This is a genomic window from Sphingomonas japonica (genome assembly GCF_006346325.1).
In the GTDB taxonomy this organism is placed as follows: Bacteria; Pseudomonadota; Alphaproteobacteria; order Sphingomonadales; family Sphingomonadaceae; genus Sphingomonas; species Sphingomonas japonica.
The window spans coordinates 1,466,031-1,481,396 of sequence record NZ_VDYR01000001.1; the positions used below are offsets into that span (position 1 = coordinate 1,466,031).

Sequence of the window (15,366 nt, forward strand, 5' to 3'; positions counted from 1 at the left end):
ATTCGCGCGCCCGGCAACAGGGGTTTGCTACTTATGCCGCCTTGGCGCGGCTCTGCTTCTTGCGCTCGTTGGGGTCGAGGAAGCGCTTGCGCAGCCGGATCGACTTTGGCGTCACCTCGACCATCTCGTCGTCGTCGATATACGCGATCGCCTGCTCCAGCGTCAGCCGCTTCGGCGGGGTCAGCCGGATCGCGTCGTCCTTGCCGGTCGACCGGAAATTGGTCAGCTGCTTGGACTTCATCGGATTGACCTCGAGGTCCTCGGGCTTGGCGTTCTCGCCGATGATCATGCCCTCGTAAAGCGGCTCGCCCGGCGACACCATCAGGATGCCGCGTTCTTCCAATGGCCCGAGCGCATAGGCGACCGCCTCGCCATTGCCGTTCGAGATCAGCACGCCGTTCTTGCGGCCCTCGATCTTGCCCTTGTGCGGGCCATAGCGTTCGAAGAGCCGGTTCATGATGCCCGTGCCGCGCGTGTCCGACAGGAACTCGCCATGATAGCCGATCATCCCGCGCGAGGGCGCGCTGAAGGTGATGCGCGTCTTGCCGCCGCCCGAGGGGCGCATGTCGGTCATCTCGGCCTTGCGGATCGCCATCTTCTCGACGACCGTGCCCGAATATTCGTCGTCGACGTCGATGATGACCGTCTCGTACGGCTCCTCGCGGCCCGCCTCGCCATCGCGGAACAGCACGCGCGGACGGCTGATGCCGAGCTCGAAGCCCTCGCGGCGCATCGTCTCGATGACGACGCCAAGCTGCAATTCGCCGCGCCCGGCGACCTCGAAGCTGTCCTTGTCCTCGGCCTCGGTGACCTTGATCGCGACGTTGCTCTCGGCTTCGCGGAACAGGCGGTCGCGGATCATGCGGCTGGTGACCTTGGTCCCCTCGCGTCCCGCCATCGGCGAATCATTGACGGCAAAGCGCATCGACAGCGTCGGCGGATCGATCGGCTGCGCGTGCAACGGCTCGCTCACCGAAGGATCGGCGATGGTGTTGGCGACGGTCGCGGTGGTCAGGCCGGCAAGCGAGATGATGTCCCCCGCCTGCGCCTCGTCGACCGGCACCCGCTCGAGTCCGCGGAACGCCATGATCTTCGACGCGCGACCGGTTTCGACGATCTTGCCGTCGGGGTCGAGCGCATGGATCGGCGCATTGGTCTTGATCGAGCCGGAGAACACCAGCCCGGTGAGAATGCGGCCAAGGAAATTGTCGCGGTCGAGCAGCGTCACCAGGAACTTGAACGGCCCGTCCGGGTCGGCCGATGGAGCGGGCACGTGGCGCACGATCGTCTCGAACAACGGCGTCAGCGTTCCCTCGCGGACATCGGCGTCTTCGCTCGCATAGCCATTGCGACCGCTCGCGAACAGCACGGGGAAGTCGAGCTGGTCGTCATTCGCCTCCAGGCTGACGAACAGGTCGAATACTTCGTCGAGCACTTCCTGGATACGCGCGTCGCTGCGGTCGACCTTGTTGACCACCACGATCGGACGCAAGCCGAGCGCGAGCGCCTTGCCGGTCACGAACTTGGTCTGAGGCATGGCGCCCTCGGCTGCATCGACCAGCAGGATGACGCCATCGACCATCGACAGGATGCGCTCGACCTCACCGCCGAAATCGGCATGGCCCGGCGTATCGACGATGTTGATCCGCGTGTCGCCCTCTGCCCCGTGCCACTCGACCGAGGTGCACTTGGCGAGGATCGTGATCCCGCGTTCCTTTTCCAGGTCGTTCGAATCCATCGCGCGCTCTTCGACGCGCTGGTTGTCGCGGAAGGTGCCGGATTGGCGGAAAAGCTGGTCGACGAGCGTGGTCTTGCCGTGATCGACGTGGGCGATGATCGCCACGTTGCGAAGGTTCATGCTGATTCCCGAAAACTGTGCATGCGCGAGCATTCCGCGCGATGCGGGCGCGCTTAGCGCATTTGCTGCGCTGCGGGAAGGGGGCGACGGCAGTACGCCGAACGCGGCCGTACCGACTGCCGTGGTGGTTGTGATCGATTCTATCATTCGCGTTGGCAGGCTAAAATCGCTTTTGTCGATCGATTGAGAAGCGTAGTCTGAAGGCCATTTCGTTTAACTGGGAGAAGACAGATGGACGCCATCACCGGCGGCGACCCCTTGGGTTGCCCGATGAAACAGCCCGCAGCCAAGCGCGCCTTGCTCGGACGCACCAACCGCGATTGGTGGCCGAACCAGATGTCGCTCGACATCCTGCATCAGAACGGCCTGAGCGGCGATCCGATGGGTGACGACTTCGACTATGCCGAAGCGTTCAAGGCGCTGGATCTCGCTGCGGTAAAGCGCGACCTGATCGCGCTGATGACCGACAGCCAGCCGTGGTGGCCGGCCGATTACGGACATTACGGGCCGTTCTTCATCCGCATGGCATGGCATTCCGCCGGCACCTATCGCACCGGCGACGGCCGCGGCGGCTCGTCCTCGGGTTCGCAGCGCTTCGCCCCGCTTAATAGCTGGCCCGACAACGGCAATCTCGACAAGGCACGTCGCCTGCTGTGGCCGATCAAGCAGAAATACGGCCGCAATCTCAGCTGGGCCGACCTGATGATCCTAGCCGGCAATGTGGCGATCGAATCGATGGGCGGCCCGGTGTTCGGCTTCGGCGGCGGCCGCGCCGACGTGTTCGAGCCCGAGAAGGACATCTATTGGGGTACCGAGGAGGAATGGCTCGGCGATACCCGCATCGATCCCGAGCAGGAGAAGGCGCTCGAGAACCCGCTTGCAGCGATCCAGATGGGCCTCATCTACGTCAATCCCGAGGGGCCGGGCGGTAATCCCGATCCGCTCGGCTCGGGCCGCGACATCCGCGAGACCTTCGCACGGATGGGCATGAACGACGAGGAGACCGTCGCGCTGACCGCCGGCGGCCACACCTTCGGCAAGGCGCATGGCGCGGGTGATGCCAAGCTGGTCGGGATCGAGCCCGAAGGCGGCGATATCGCGTCGCAGGGCTTCGGCTGGATGAGCACGCACGAGACCGGCATGGGCGATCACACGATCACCAGCGGGATCGAGGGCGCGTGGACGCCCACCCCGATCAAGTGGGACATGTCCTATTTCGACATGCTGCTCGACCATGAATATGAGCTGGTCGAAAGCCCCGCGGGCGCCAAGCAGTGGCAGCCGGTCGGCAATCCCGAAGAGACGCTGGCGCCCAAGGCGCACACTCCGGGCGTCAAGGTGCCGACGATGATGACCACCGCCGACATGGCGATGAAGAAGGACCCGGCCTATCGCGCGGTGATGGAGCGGTTCCGCGCCGACCCGGCGCTGTTCGCCGATGCCTTCGCGCGCGCCTGGTTCAAGCTGTGCCACCGCGACATGGGACCGAAGGCGCGCTATCTGGGCGCCGACGTGCCCGCAGAGGACCTGATCTGGCAGGACCCCATTCCGGCGGCCGACTATCCGATGATCGAGGCAGGCGACATCGCCGATCTCAAGCGCGTCATCGCCGATTCGGGGCTGTCGGTCGCCGAACTGGTGACGACCGCCTGGGCATCCGCGTCGACCTATCGCGGGTCGGACCATCGCGGCGGCGCCAATGGCGGGCGCATCCGCCTTGCGCCGCAAAAGGACTGGGACGTCAACCAGCCCGCACAGCTCGCTCGCGTGCTGTCGGTATATGAGGGCATCAAGGCCGATTTCGACGCGAAGGGGGCAAGGAAGGTATCGATCGCCGACCTGATCGTGCTCGGCGGCAGCGTCGGCATCGAGCATGCGGCAAAGGCTGCCGGCCGCACGGTCGAGGTTCCGTTCACCCCGGGCCGCACCGATGCCAGCGCCGAACAGACCGACGCCGAAGGCTTCGACGTTCTCGAACCCCGCGCCGACGGATTCCGCAACTATCTGCAGGTATCGTTCAGCGTCCCGACCGAGGAATTGCTGCTCGATCGCTCGCAGCTGCTGCGGCTCAGCGCGCCGGAAATGACGGTGCTGGTCGGCGGACTGCGCGTGCTCGGTGCCAATCACGGTGGCTCGCAGCACGGCGTACTCACCGACCGCGTCGGTCAGCTGACCAACGACTTCTTCGTCAACCTGCTCGACATGGGCACGGCGTGGAAGGAAGTCGACGAGACCGGCGACGAGGAATATGTCGGCACCTGCCGCGCGACGCACGAGCACAAATGGACCGCGACCCGCACCGACTTGGTGTTCGGCTCGAACTCCCAGCTGCGTGCGATTTCCGAAGTCTATGCGGCGAACGACGCCGGCGACAAGTTCGTCGATGATTTCGTCAAGGCATGGACCAAGGTGATGAATGCCGACCGGTTCGACCTGAACTGACGACGGATCCGGCCCCTGCATTGCGGGGGCCGGACACCGCTACGCCGGCTTCGATCCGCGCGAATGCCATCCGGCCCGGCTGAATGCGGACGATCGCACGCACCGCATCGTTCGGCGGGATTGCGCGAGCGACGCGTATTATCTACCTCATACAGTTGAACGTCGCGGCGAAGCGGGTCATTGCTTGGTGGCAACCGCCCCCGCGTGGAGGAAGATGATGGCGACCGAGACTGCGACTGCCGAACAGGCGCTCAACCTGACGCCTCCCGATCCGGTTCCCCCGGTCGCGCCTGCCAAGGCTGCGGGACTGGTCCCGGTCGACGAGGGCAAGAAGTCCGAACTCGAGGCCCGCGTCGACAGCTTCATCGACGACCTGATCGCACAGGACGTCAATTCCCCCGAATTCGGCAAGCGCGTCGATGCGATCAGCGCGATGGGCAACCGCGAAATCCGCGAAGCGTCGGGCCAGTCGAACCGTTTCCTCGACCGGCCGGTCCGCGCGATGGACCAGGAATCGGGCGTCGGCGCCGACCTCGCGCAGCTGCGCCGCACGATCGAGGACCTCGATCCCGGCAAGCAGGGCAGCCTTTTGGCTCCGAAGAAGCTGTTCGGCATCATCCCGTTCGGCAACAAGATGCGCGATTATTTCGACAGCTACAAATCGTCGCAAGGCCACATCGCCTCGATCCTGAAATCGCTGCAGTCAGGCAAGGACGAGCTGTTGATGGACAATGCCGCCATCGACGTCGAGCGCGCCAATCTGTGGACCGCGATGGGCCGCCTCGAACAGATGATCCACCTGTCCAAGACGATGGACGCAAAGCTCGAGGATCGGGCGAACGAACTCGACCACAGCGACCCGGCCAAGGCCAAGGCGATCCGCGAAACTGCGCTGTTCTACGTGCGCCAGCGCACCCAGGACCTGCTGACGCAGATGGCGGTGACGGTGCAGGGATATCTCGCGCTCGATCTGGTCAAGAAGAACAATGTCGAACTGGTCAAGGGAGTCGATCGCGCATCGACCACCACCGTCTCGGCGCTGCGCACCGCGGTGACCGTGGCGCAGGCGCTGACCAATCAGAAATTGGTCCTCGATCAGATCACTGCATTGAACACCACCACCGCCAACATCATCGATTCGACCGGCAAACTGCTGAAATCGCAGACCGCGACCATCCACGAACAGGCGGCCGCCTCCACCATCCCGGTCGAGACGCTGCAGCGCGCCTTCCAGAACATCTACGACACGATGGACGCGATCGACGTGTTCAAGCTCAAGGCGCTCGACAGCATGAAGACGACGGTCAACACGCTGTCGAACGAGGTCGAGAAGTCGAAGGGCTATATCGCGCGCGCCGAGGGCGCCTCGCAGAACGCCGGCGGCGGGAGCGATCAGTTCAAGCTGGAGGCGATGTGAAGCCGCACCTTCACTCCGTCATCCCCGCGAAAGCGGGGATCCAGCTTCTCTTTACGTACGCAGGAATCGGCAAGCTGGATTCCCGCCTTCGCGGGAATGACGAGGGATGGGGATCGGGAAAGCAATGACCGACGTCGATCGCCAGATCGCCCGCTCCAGCGAGTATCTCGACCGCACGCGCGAGCGGCGCCTGTCGCTCGACAGCCGCGCCAAGCGGCGGCGCGAGGCGGAAATCCTTAAGCGCGTCGGGCGGATCGCCGCAGCCGACGTCGCCATCATCGTCGGTGCGATGATCGTCGGCTGGTTCGTGCCGCTGGGCGTCGGCGGTGCCATGCTGGTGATGGCGCTGCTGGTCGCGACGACGCTGCTGCTGGCATTCGTCGGCGGCACGCCGGAGATCAAGGCCGAACGGCTTGCCGAAACCCCGCTCAAGGCGCTGCCGCTCCAGACCGAACAATGGCTCGAACGCCAGCGCCCCGCCCTCCCCGCGCCCGCCCAGACATTGGTCGATTCGATCGGCGTGCGGCTCGAGACGCTGGGACCGCAGCTCGCCACGCTCGACGAACGCGAACCTGCCGCGTTCGAGGTGCGCAAGCTCGTCGCCGACCAGCTCCCCGAACTGGTGCGCAGTTATCAGAGCGTTCCCGAACCGCTGCGCCGCAGCCAGCGCAACGGCCGTACTCCCGACCAGCAACTCGCCGACGGCCTCAAGGTGATCGACGACGAAATCGCCGCGATGACGAACCAGCTGGCGCAAGGCAATCTCGACCAGCTAGCGACCCGCGAACGGTTTTTGCAGATCCGCTACCAGGGGGACGGCGAGGCGGGCTGAGTCGTTTCTGTCCAATCCACCCGGGCACGCGACTGATATGGTCGCGCGCTGCAAGCCCGGGGGGAGCTATGCCGACAGACTCGCTGCGCGCACGGGTGATGCGCTGCTTCACGACATTGGGCGTCGCGGTGATCGCCGCCCTGACCGTGCCCACGGCGTCCGCGCAGTGGCAGACCATCGAGCAGCCCGGCGGCTACGCCGTCGCCCGGATCGAGATGGCTGGCCCGATCCGCGGTGTCGGCATCACTTGCGAACGCGGGGTTCCGATCCTCGCGGTGCGTCCCGAGCGCTCACCGGCGCGCAGCCCCGCCGATCTTGAGCTCGTTGCGGGGGACGGGCGTTCCGTGCGCGTGGCGCTGGCGCGCAACGGCCGCACCGATGTCTGGGTGGCGGCGATTCGCAATCCGCAGATCCTCGACGCGATCGCTGCCTCGCCAGTCAACATGGCGCTGACCGGCGCGCGTGCGCAACTTTCCAGCGACGGGGCATCGCAGGCCTTTCGCCAGGCGCTGGCAGGATGCTATCGCCCCGGCCCCGGCTCGGTAGCCGCGGCACCTGCTGCAGCGACGGGCCAACGCACGGGCGTCTTGTCCGCCGCCGACATCGCCGCGATCCAGCGCGCGGTGCGTGCCAATTACGACGGATCGGGCGTCGCTGCCGCGAACCATCTCACGCCGGCCTATCGCGCCGTCAGCGAGCGCTGCGCCCAGTTGCAGGAAGCGATCGACGGCAAGTTCGGCGAAGCCGACAGCTTCGGGATGTGCGGCGAGGATGCCAGCCCGATCTGCCAGTGCCAGGATATCGACGACGAAGCGGTGCTCGCATCGCTCAAGATCGCCGCCGAGCCGGCCGAACCCGGCGCGGCGATCGCCACGGCCCGCTTCGATCTGTTCCGCAGTCAGACCGCAGAAGCCCGCTCGCCGCGCACCATTCTGTACCGCGTCGTGCGCACCGGCAGCGGCTGGCAGATCGACGATATCCTCGCCCGGGACGGCGGCGGCGCGCGCTCAGTCGATCGAGCGCTGCTGTTGACCGGTATCCGGGAGATGGAGGGACGGCTCGGCATAAAGCCCGGCGATGCCGCGGCTACCCCGCCGCCCCCTGCCGTGGCCGGCGGCCCGCTGTCCCCCGCCGACACCGCCGCCGCCTTTCGAGCCGCCGGCTTCGTCCAGCGCGGAGCCGATTGGCGCAGCGATTGCGACGATCCGGGCACCGCCAGCTATTCGCCCGGATCGGTCGAGACCGTGCGCGACCTGAACGGTGACGGCTTCCCCGAGGCCATCCTGATCGAAAGCGGCACCTATTGCTACGGCAACACCGGCCAGGGCTATTTCATCGTCAGCAAGGGCGCGAACGGCGCATGGCGCCCGATCACCTCGGGCACCGGTATCGTCACGGTCCTGTCCAGCCGCGGCACCAGCAACTGGCTCGATCTCGAAATCGGCGGACCTGGTTTCTGCTTCCCGGTCTATCGCTGGAATGGCCGCGAATATGCCGAGTTTCGCCGGCAGTACGACGGCAAGCCCTGCGCCAACTGACCCTATCGGCGTAGCGCCGCCTGCGCCAGCCGCGTCACCGCCGCGGCGTGGATCGCGGGCGCGGTGGCAAGCACGCCGAACGCCTGCGCGCGCGGGGTGTTGAAGGTCAGTTCCTGCCCCAGCGCATCGGTGACGACGGCACCCGCCTCACGCGCGATCAGCACCGCTGCGGCGATGTCCCACTCGTGACCCCAGCGCAGCGTCGCCAGCAGGTCGGCGTCTCCCGCCGCGACCATCGCCATGCGCAGCGCGATCGCATTGGGCTTGGCGACCGCGACGAAATCGCGATCGGCCTTGGCCAGCGCATCCGCGGGAACGCGTGCCCCCGCCAGCGCGGCGCAGGTGCTGGCCGCGATCGGCTGGCCGTTTCGCGTTGCCCCGCTGGCCGCCACGGCGCGCCAATGCTCGTCGCGGGCCGGAGCATCGAGCACGCCGATCACCGGCTGCCCGTCGCGCACCAACGCGATCGACACTGCCCAGCCGCTGCGCCCACGCAGATAGTCGCGCGTGCCATCGATCGGATCGACTACCCAGACATCGCGTAGCGCCAGCCGCCCGGCATTGTCGGCAGTTTCCTCCGAAAGCCACCCGGCAGCAGGCAGCAGCGCGCCCAGCCGCGCGTGAAGCAGCGTATTGACCGCGATATCGACTTCGCTGACGAAGTCGCCGGGCGCCTTCTCCCATCTGCGCACGTTGGTGCGGAACCGATCATATGCCAGCGCCCCGCCCTCGCGCGCGATCGCCGACACCGCGTCGGCAAGCTCAATCACCGGCGACCGTCATTCCGTCGATGCGTAGCGTCGGTGCGTTGATGCCATAGCGGAATTCGAGGTCGTTGGCTGGGGTCATCCCTGCGAACATCTCGATCAGATTGCCAGCCACGGTGATCTCCGCCACCGGCCGGGTGATCGCGCCATTCTCGATCAGGAACCCCGTGGCGCCGCGGCTGTAATCGCCCGTGGTGCCGTTGACGCCGGACCCGATCAGGCCGGTGACGTAGATGCCGGTCGCGATGTCCTCGATCAGCGTGCCGGGCGGTACATGCCCGCCGGCGAGATGGACGTTGCTGGCCGAGACCCCGCCGCCGCGCGCGGCATGGCCGGTCGGCTCCAGTCCCAATTGCCGCGCCGATGCACTGTCGAGCAGCCAGGTCTTGAGCACCCCGTCCTCGACGATGGCGGTCGGCGACACCGGCAGGCCCTCGCCGTCGAACGGTCGCGAGCGCAGGCCGTGCGGCCGGTGCGGATCGTCGAGGACGGCCACGCCGGGCGGAAGGATGCGATGCCCGAGATGCTCGCGCAGGAAGCTGGTCTTGCGCGCGATCCCTGGCCCCGCCACCGCGCCGAGCAGGTGCGCGACCAGCGAATTGGCGACGCGCGGGTCGAACACGATCGGCATCGCCCCGCTGGCGACCTTGACCGGATCGCGCTTCGCCACGGCCCGCTCGCCGGCCTGCCGGCCGATCGTCCCTGCATCGTCGAGCATCGCCTGGTGGCGTACCGAATGATAGGCGGAGTCGCGCTGCATCCGGCCTTCCTCGCCCGCCAGCACGCTGGCCGACACCGAATAACCGCTGGTGCGATAGGCCGCCGCGAAGCCATGCGACGTCGCCAGAGCGACTACGGTCGCGCTCGCCGACGCCGATCCGCCCTCGGAATTGGTGACGCCCGCGACCGCGCGCGCGGCATTCTCGGCCACAGCGGCGCGGTCGCGAAGCTGTTCGGGCGACGCACTCCCGCGATCGTCGAGGTCGAGCTCGGGAGGCGCGCCGTGCAGCAGCCGATCCGCCGGGGCGAGACCCGCCCAGGGATCCTCGGGCGCCTCGCGCGCCATCGCCACTGCACGCTCGGCAAGCGCCGCGAACGACGCCGGTGCGAGCTCGGAAGACGAGATGCTCGCCGACCGCTGGCCGCAAAATACACGCAGCGCGACATCGACTCCCTCGCTGCTCGACACGTCCTCCAGCTCGCCAAGCCGCACCGACACGTCGGTCGACCGGTCCGCCACGATCGCGACGTCGGCCGCATCGGCGCCGGCGCTGCGTGCGGCGGCGATCGCGGCGTTCGCCCGCGACAGCGCTTCGTCCTTGCTCAACATCGGCGCGATCTAGGGACGCGGGGTCGCCGCGTCAAAGCGCGCTCGCCTGCCCGACCACCAGGCAGGCGCAGAACAGCGCGAATCCGGTGAAGCGGTTCGACCGGAACCGGTGCAGCGCATTGGCACCGTCGTCCGGGCGCAGCGTCGCAACCTGCCACGCCAAATGCGCCGCCGCCGGGATCAACGCCGCCAGCGCCAGCAACTGCGGGTTGAGCGACCACAGCGCGCCTGCCCACAGCAGCACCGCGACCGCGTAGAATAGCGCCACTCCCGACCGTACGCGCCTGCCCAGCGCCCGCGCCGACGATCGCACCCCGACGATGGCGTCGTCCTCGACATCCTGCAGCGCATAGATGGTGTCGTACCCGATCACCCACGCCACCGCGCCAGCGTACAGCAGCAACCCCGGCGACGTCAGTGCCCCGACGATCTCGGCCCATCCGACCAGCGCCGCCCACGAGAATACCAGGCCCAGCCATGCCTGCGGCCACCAGGTGATCCGCTTCATGAACGGATAGGCGGCGACCAGCGCCAGGCTGGCCAGCGCTACGCCCGCCGCAAGCACGCCAAGCTGGAGCAGAACGATCAAGCCGATCATGCACAAGGCGACCAGCCATACCCAGGCTGCCGCCAGCGACACCGCGCCGCTCGCCAGCGGGCGCGTCGCGGTTCGCGCGACTCGGGCGTCGAGATCGCGATCGACGATGTCGTTATAGACGCACCCCGCGCCGCGCATCGCGATCGACCCCAGCAGGAACCAGGCAAGCAAATCCCACCGCGCAATCGCTCCCCCGCCCAGCGCGATCGCCCATGCGCCCGGCCAAAACAGCAGCCACCAGCCGATCGGCCGGTCGAACCGCGCGAGCAGCGCCAGCCCGCGCAGCGTCGGTGGCAGCAGACCGACCAGCCCGCGATGCTGGGTGTCGGGAACGAAATCGTGTGGGACAGCCATATTCCGCTCTTGCCCGACTTCGCATCGAAGCGGGAGGGTATCGGCATGGCCGAACTGGCGTTTGTCCGCAAAGCCACTATCTTGCGCGGCAGCATCGCAAAGGAAATCGTTCATGCTCAATCTGTTGAGCGCAATTGCCGCCCTCACCCTCACGCCTGCGCCCGCCGCGGTGCAGGCGGCGCCCGACTGGTCCGGCGTGTGGCAGAACGGGTCGAAAAGCGTCCACATCCGCGCCCAGCGCTGCGGCGAGGCGATGTGCGGAACCGTGGTGTGGGCGAATGCCAAGGCCAAGGCGGACGCCGCTGCGGGCGGTACCGAATCGCTGGTCGGCACCCGCATCTTCCAGGATTTCTACGCCGAGGACGGCATCTGGTACGGCGAGGTCTATGTCCCCGATCTCGCGCGCAGCTTCGAAGGCACGATCGAACTCGCCGACCGCGACACGCTGATCGGCACCGGCTGCCTGTTCGGCAGCTTCGGCTGCCGCGAACAGCGCTGGACGCGGGTGAAGTAGCTTTTCAGCGCGCTCCTGCATTGGCTTCGATTGAAGTCGAGAAGCCACAGGAAAGCCAAGGCCGTTCCTCGACTGCGCTCGAAACGAACGATAGGGGATCGGAATGCCCGCCACGCCCGCCTGGCCTCCCGAATCCACGCCGCGCCTGTTCCTCGACCAGCGCCTCGAACTTGGCGCGCATATCCGTCTCGACGGACCGCAGGCGCATTATCTGATCGCCGTGATGCGGATCAGGGACGGCGATCCGATCAAGCTGTTCGACGACGCGACCGGCGAATGGCTTGCCCTCGTACGCAATATCCGCAAACGCGATCTCGAAGTTGAAATAACTGGACATCTTTGCCCCCGCGAAGCTGTCCCCGACCTGTGGCTGGTCGCCGCACCGATCAGGAAGGGTCGCATCGACTGGCTGGTTGAGAAAGCGTGCGAACTGGGCGTCGATCGGGTGGTGCCGGTGCTGACCCGCCGCACCGTGGTCGATCGTCTCAACCTGGATCGCCTGCGCGCGCACCTGATCGAGGCGGCAGAGCAATGCGGCCGCACCGCGCTCCCGTCGCTGGCCGAACCCGCCAAACTGCCCGCGCTGCTGCGCGACTGGCCCACCGATCGCGCGCTGTTCTTTGCAGACGAGACCGGCGGCGCGCCCGCGCTCGACGCGATGCGCGCCCGCCCCGGCCCCGCCGCGATCCTGATCGGTCCCGAGGGCGGCTTCGATCCGGAGGAACGCGCTGCGATCCGCGCTCATCCGCAGGCCGTCGGCATCACCCTGGGCCCCCGCATCCTGCGCGCCGACACCGCAGCCGCTGCCGCTGTTGCGCTATGGATGGCCGCAAGCGGAGATTGGTGATGCGCCATCCCTGCCCGTATCGGGAGGATTGTGCAGTCCCGCCCCCGTGCGTACATGCGCGACCATGAGCACGAAGACCGTTTCGGACGTGAGCGCAGCGGTCATCGAGGACCGGGCGCAGCTGATCGCCTATTTCGCCGATGGCGAAAAGACCCCCGACCGCTGGCGGATCGGCACCGAGCACGAGAAGTTCGTCTATCGCACTGCCGACCTGCGTGCGCCTTCCTATGACGAACCCGGCGGTATCCGCGACCTGCTGATGGCGCTCACCGAGTTCGGCTGGCGCCCGATCGAGGAAGGCGGCAAGGTCATCGCGCTCGCCGGCCCGGACGGTACCGTCAGCCTCGAACCCGCCGGACAACTGGAATTGTCGGGCGCGCCGCTCGAAAATCTGCACCAGACCTGCGCCGAAACCGGACGCCATCTCGAACAGGTCAAGGCGGTCGGGGAGAAGCTGGGCCTCGGCTTCCTCGGCCTCGGCATGTGGCCCGACAAGGCGCGCGAGGATCTGCCGATCATGCCCAAGGGGCGCTACCGGATCATGCTCGACCACATGCCGCGCGTCGGATCGCTCGGGCTCGACATGATGCTGCGCACCTGCACGATCCAGGTCAATCTCGACTATGCGAGCGAAGCCGACATGGCGCAGAAGTTCCGCGTCGGCCTGGCGTTGCAACCGCTCGCCACCGCGCTGTTCGCCAATTCGCCGTTCACCGAAAAGCGTCCGAACGGCATGCTGTCCTACCGCAGCCATATCTGGTCCGACACCGATCCGCATCGCACAGGCATGCTGCCGTTCGTGTTCGACGACGGCTTCGGCTACGAACGCTACGCCGACTATGCGCTCGATGTGCCGATGTACTTCGTCTATCGCGGCGGCCGCTATATCGACGCGGCGGGCTTGAGCTTCCGCGATTTCCTGCGCGGAGAACTGGCGGTTCTGCCGGGCGAAAAGCCGACCATAGACGATTGGGCCGACCATCTGTCGACCGCCTTTCCCGAGGTTCGCCTCAAGACCTTCCTCGAAATGCGCGGCGCCGATGGCGGGCCATGGGGTCGCATCTGCGCATTGCCGGCCTTGTGGGTCGGCCTGCTCTACGACCAGGGGGCGCTCGACGCGGCATGGGATCTGGTCAGGGACTGGAGCATCGACGAGCGCGAGACGCTGCGGTCGTCGGTGCCGCGGCTCGGCCTCGATGCTCCGCTTCGCTCCGGCACGCTGCGCGACATCGCGCGCGAGGTGATCGATATTTCCGCGCGCGGCCTATCCTCCCGCGCCCGCTTCAACGGGTCGGGCGACGACGAAAGCGGCTTTCTCGATCCGCTGCGCGACATTGTCCGTTCTGGCAAGGTGCCGGCGGAGCGTCTGCTCGAAACCTTCCACGGCCCGTGGGAACAGGATGTCTGCCGGATCTACGCGGAGAACCGCTTCTAGGAAGCGCCGGTCACAGGCCCCTCGGCCACCGGTGGCTGCGCCGCGATCGTGCGCGGACGGCCGCGCAGCATCGAAAAGAAGCGCGGGACCGGCGCATTGCGCTCCATCCACGCCCAATATTCCCGATATGCCGGGTCCTCGCCCAGATGGCGCTCCTCGGTCTTGGCGCGCCAGTAATAGACACCGCTCACCGCCGCCAGCAGCGCGGTGTTGCGTGCCGCATCGGCCCAGCTTCCGGTCACCGACAGGAACGGCAGCACGCCGAGCCACCAGAACAGGTTCTTGCTCAGATACGCCGGGTGGCGGCTGAACGCATAGGGTCCGTGGGTCAGGATGCCGCGATGCGTCAGGTTGGAAAAGCGGATGCCGAACGCCATCGTCGCCCAGGCATAGATCGCGGTCAGCCCGACCAGCGCCGCGCCCCACACCCAGATCAGCGCCGGATATCCCGCCAGCCACACCGACCAGCCATCGGGCCCATAGGTGCCGGGATGATAGTCGAGCGGGCCGCCCTCGTTCATCAGGATGAACGGCGGATAGCAGATCAGCGCCGCCATCCACCCCGCGGCATAGGGCTGCGCGGTACGGATATGCGCGTCGAGCGGCTTCAGCGTCAGCATATAGCCGACCGTCGCGAACGCCACGTCGATGACGAACATGAAGGTGATCAGCCAGTTGGCTACCGCCACCGGGTCCTTCAGCGCCTCGCTCATGTCGGTGCGGATGAACGCGCCATAGCCCGGCGGCACGATCGCCAGCATGAAGGCGAGGAAGAACGCCTTCACCCCCCACGACCGCAGGTAATTGTAGATCGCGGCGCGGTCGATCTCCTCGTCGGTGCCAATCGCCCATGCGCCCAGCGCCCAGCAGCCGTCCTTCGGCTCCACCGCGCGGCGGTCGAGGAACAGGATGTACGGGATCGACACCATGAACAGCCAGGGCGCGGCCTTTGTGAACAGCCACATCGAGAAGGCGAAATTGCCGTCCCAGTAGAACCGCCCGGTACCGTAGATCGCGGCGATCGCGCCCCAGGTCAGCCACAGTCCGGCCAGCTTGGTCAGGCTGATGTCGATCGTCTCGCGCCACGGCCGCCGGAGCGACCAGTCGATGCCGGTCGACGGATTACGGTGTACCTTGTCGACCAGCAGCGACCAGAGGATCATCGGTACACCGCACGCAGCTACGTTGGCGAGCGCCGCATACGGCCCGTCCATGTCATAGATGCGGGCGAGCGCGATCCACGCGAACAGCCCGATCAGCCCGGCGATGCCGCATCCGGTACTGACGGCGGAGCGCGGACGCGGATCGGCGGCGCTGCGCCGGACGAGGGCAGGATCGTGATACATCGCCGGTATCCGTAGCGCGCAACGGTAAGCAACCCGTAAAGCGTGATTGTCAGGATGTTTTCGGCACCGGCCCGAACGACGGCATCGA

13 protein-coding genes are annotated in these 15,366 nt (G+C 66.9%); 8 read left to right on the top strand and 5 right to left on the bottom strand.

What is annotated here, in order from left to right; translation table 11 throughout:
- Positions 1-31: 31 nt before the first annotated feature.
- Positions 32-1,858: a translational GTPase TypA gene (typA, locus tag FHY50_RS07235; protein ID WP_140047814.1), complete on the bottom strand. Its 1,827-nt coding sequence runs from the start codon at positions 1,856-1,858 to the stop codon at positions 32-34.
- Between typA and FHY50_RS07240 the strand changes: the two genes are divergently transcribed.
- The 5 genes from FHY50_RS07240 to FHY50_RS14370 all read left to right on the top strand — a co-directional run bounded on the left by FHY50_RS07240 (position 1,857) and on the right by FHY50_RS14370 (position 8,087).
- Positions 1,857-2,045: a hypothetical protein gene (locus FHY50_RS07240; protein ID WP_140047815.1), complete on the top strand. Its 189-nt coding sequence runs from the start codon at positions 1,857-1,859 to the stop codon at positions 2,043-2,045. The two genes, typA and FHY50_RS07240, sit on opposite strands and share 2 nt — an antisense overlap.
- 44 nt (positions 2,046-2,089) lie before the next feature.
- Positions 2,090-4,300 carry a catalase/peroxidase HPI gene (gene katG / locus FHY50_RS07245; RefSeq protein ID WP_140047816.1) on the top strand — a complete coding sequence of 737 codons (2,211 nt, stop codon included), beginning with the start codon at positions 2,090-2,092 and terminating at the stop codon, positions 4,298-4,300.
- Positions 4,301-4,517: 217 nt separating this feature from the next.
- On the top strand, positions 4,518-5,717 hold the full coding sequence (locus FHY50_RS07250; RefSeq protein ID WP_140047817.1) for a toxic anion resistance protein: 1,200 nt from the start codon (positions 4,518-4,520) through the stop codon (positions 5,715-5,717).
- Between the two features lie 124 nt (positions 5,718-5,841).
- Positions 5,842-6,549 carry a hypothetical protein gene (locus FHY50_RS07255; protein WP_140047818.1) on the top strand — a complete coding sequence of 236 codons (708 nt, stop codon included), beginning with the start codon at positions 5,842-5,844 and terminating at the stop codon, positions 6,547-6,549.
- 68 nt (positions 6,550-6,617) lie between these two features.
- The gene (locus FHY50_RS14370) at positions 6,618-8,087 is read left to right on the top strand and encodes a YbjP/YqhG family protein (RefSeq protein ID WP_243846594.1); all 1,470 of its coding nucleotides are present in this window, start codon (positions 6,618-6,620) and stop codon (positions 8,085-8,087) included.
- 2 nt (positions 8,088-8,089) lie between these two features.
- Here the strand turns inward: FHY50_RS14370 and FHY50_RS07265 are convergent, their stop codons facing one another.
- The 3 genes from FHY50_RS07265 to ubiA are packed head-to-tail and all read right to left on the bottom strand — an operon-like array spanning position 8,090 to position 11,136.
- Complete coding sequence (locus FHY50_RS07265; RefSeq protein ID WP_140047819.1) at positions 8,090-8,857, bottom strand: 3'(2'),5'-bisphosphate nucleotidase CysQ; 768 nt, start codon at positions 8,855-8,857, stop codon at positions 8,090-8,092.
- Positions 8,850-10,184 carry a TldD/PmbA family protein gene (locus tag FHY50_RS07270; protein ID WP_140047820.1) on the bottom strand — a complete coding sequence of 445 codons (1,335 nt, stop codon included), beginning with the start codon at positions 10,182-10,184 and terminating at the stop codon, positions 8,850-8,852. The genes FHY50_RS07265 and FHY50_RS07270 overlap by 8 nt, the downstream gene beginning before the upstream one ends.
- 31 nt (positions 10,185-10,215) lie before the next feature.
- Positions 10,216-11,136 carry a 4-hydroxybenzoate octaprenyltransferase gene (ubiA, locus tag FHY50_RS07275; RefSeq protein ID WP_140047821.1) on the bottom strand — a complete coding sequence of 307 codons (921 nt, stop codon included), beginning with the start codon at positions 11,134-11,136 and terminating at the stop codon, positions 10,216-10,218.
- A gap of 112 nt (positions 11,137-11,248) precedes the next feature.
- On the opposite strand from ubiA, the gene FHY50_RS07280 reads away from it, so the two are divergent.
- The 3 genes from FHY50_RS07280 to FHY50_RS07290 all read left to right on the top strand — a co-directional run bounded on the left by FHY50_RS07280 (position 11,249) and on the right by FHY50_RS07290 (position 13,932).
- Entirely contained in the window at positions 11,249-11,650 is a 402-nt protein-coding gene (locus tag FHY50_RS07280; protein WP_140047822.1) for a DUF2147 domain-containing protein, read from the top strand.
- Positions 11,651-11,753: 103 nt separating this feature from the next.
- Positions 11,754-12,497, top strand: coding sequence for a 16S rRNA (uracil(1498)-N(3))-methyltransferase (locus FHY50_RS07285; protein ID WP_140047823.1), 744 nt, complete (start codon positions 11,754-11,756; stop codon positions 12,495-12,497).
- A gap of 64 nt (positions 12,498-12,561) precedes the next feature.
- On the top strand, positions 12,562-13,932 hold the full coding sequence (locus tag FHY50_RS07290) for a glutamate--cysteine ligase (RefSeq protein WP_140047824.1): 1,371 nt from the start codon (positions 12,562-12,564) through the stop codon (positions 13,930-13,932).
- Here FHY50_RS07290 and FHY50_RS07295 read toward each other — a convergent pair.
- Positions 13,929-15,278: a methyltransferase family protein gene (locus tag FHY50_RS07295; RefSeq protein WP_140047825.1), complete on the bottom strand. Its 1,350-nt coding sequence runs from the start codon at positions 15,276-15,278 to the stop codon at positions 13,929-13,931. The two genes, FHY50_RS07290 and FHY50_RS07295, sit on opposite strands and share 4 nt — an antisense overlap.
- Positions 15,279-15,366: the final 88 nt, after the last annotated feature.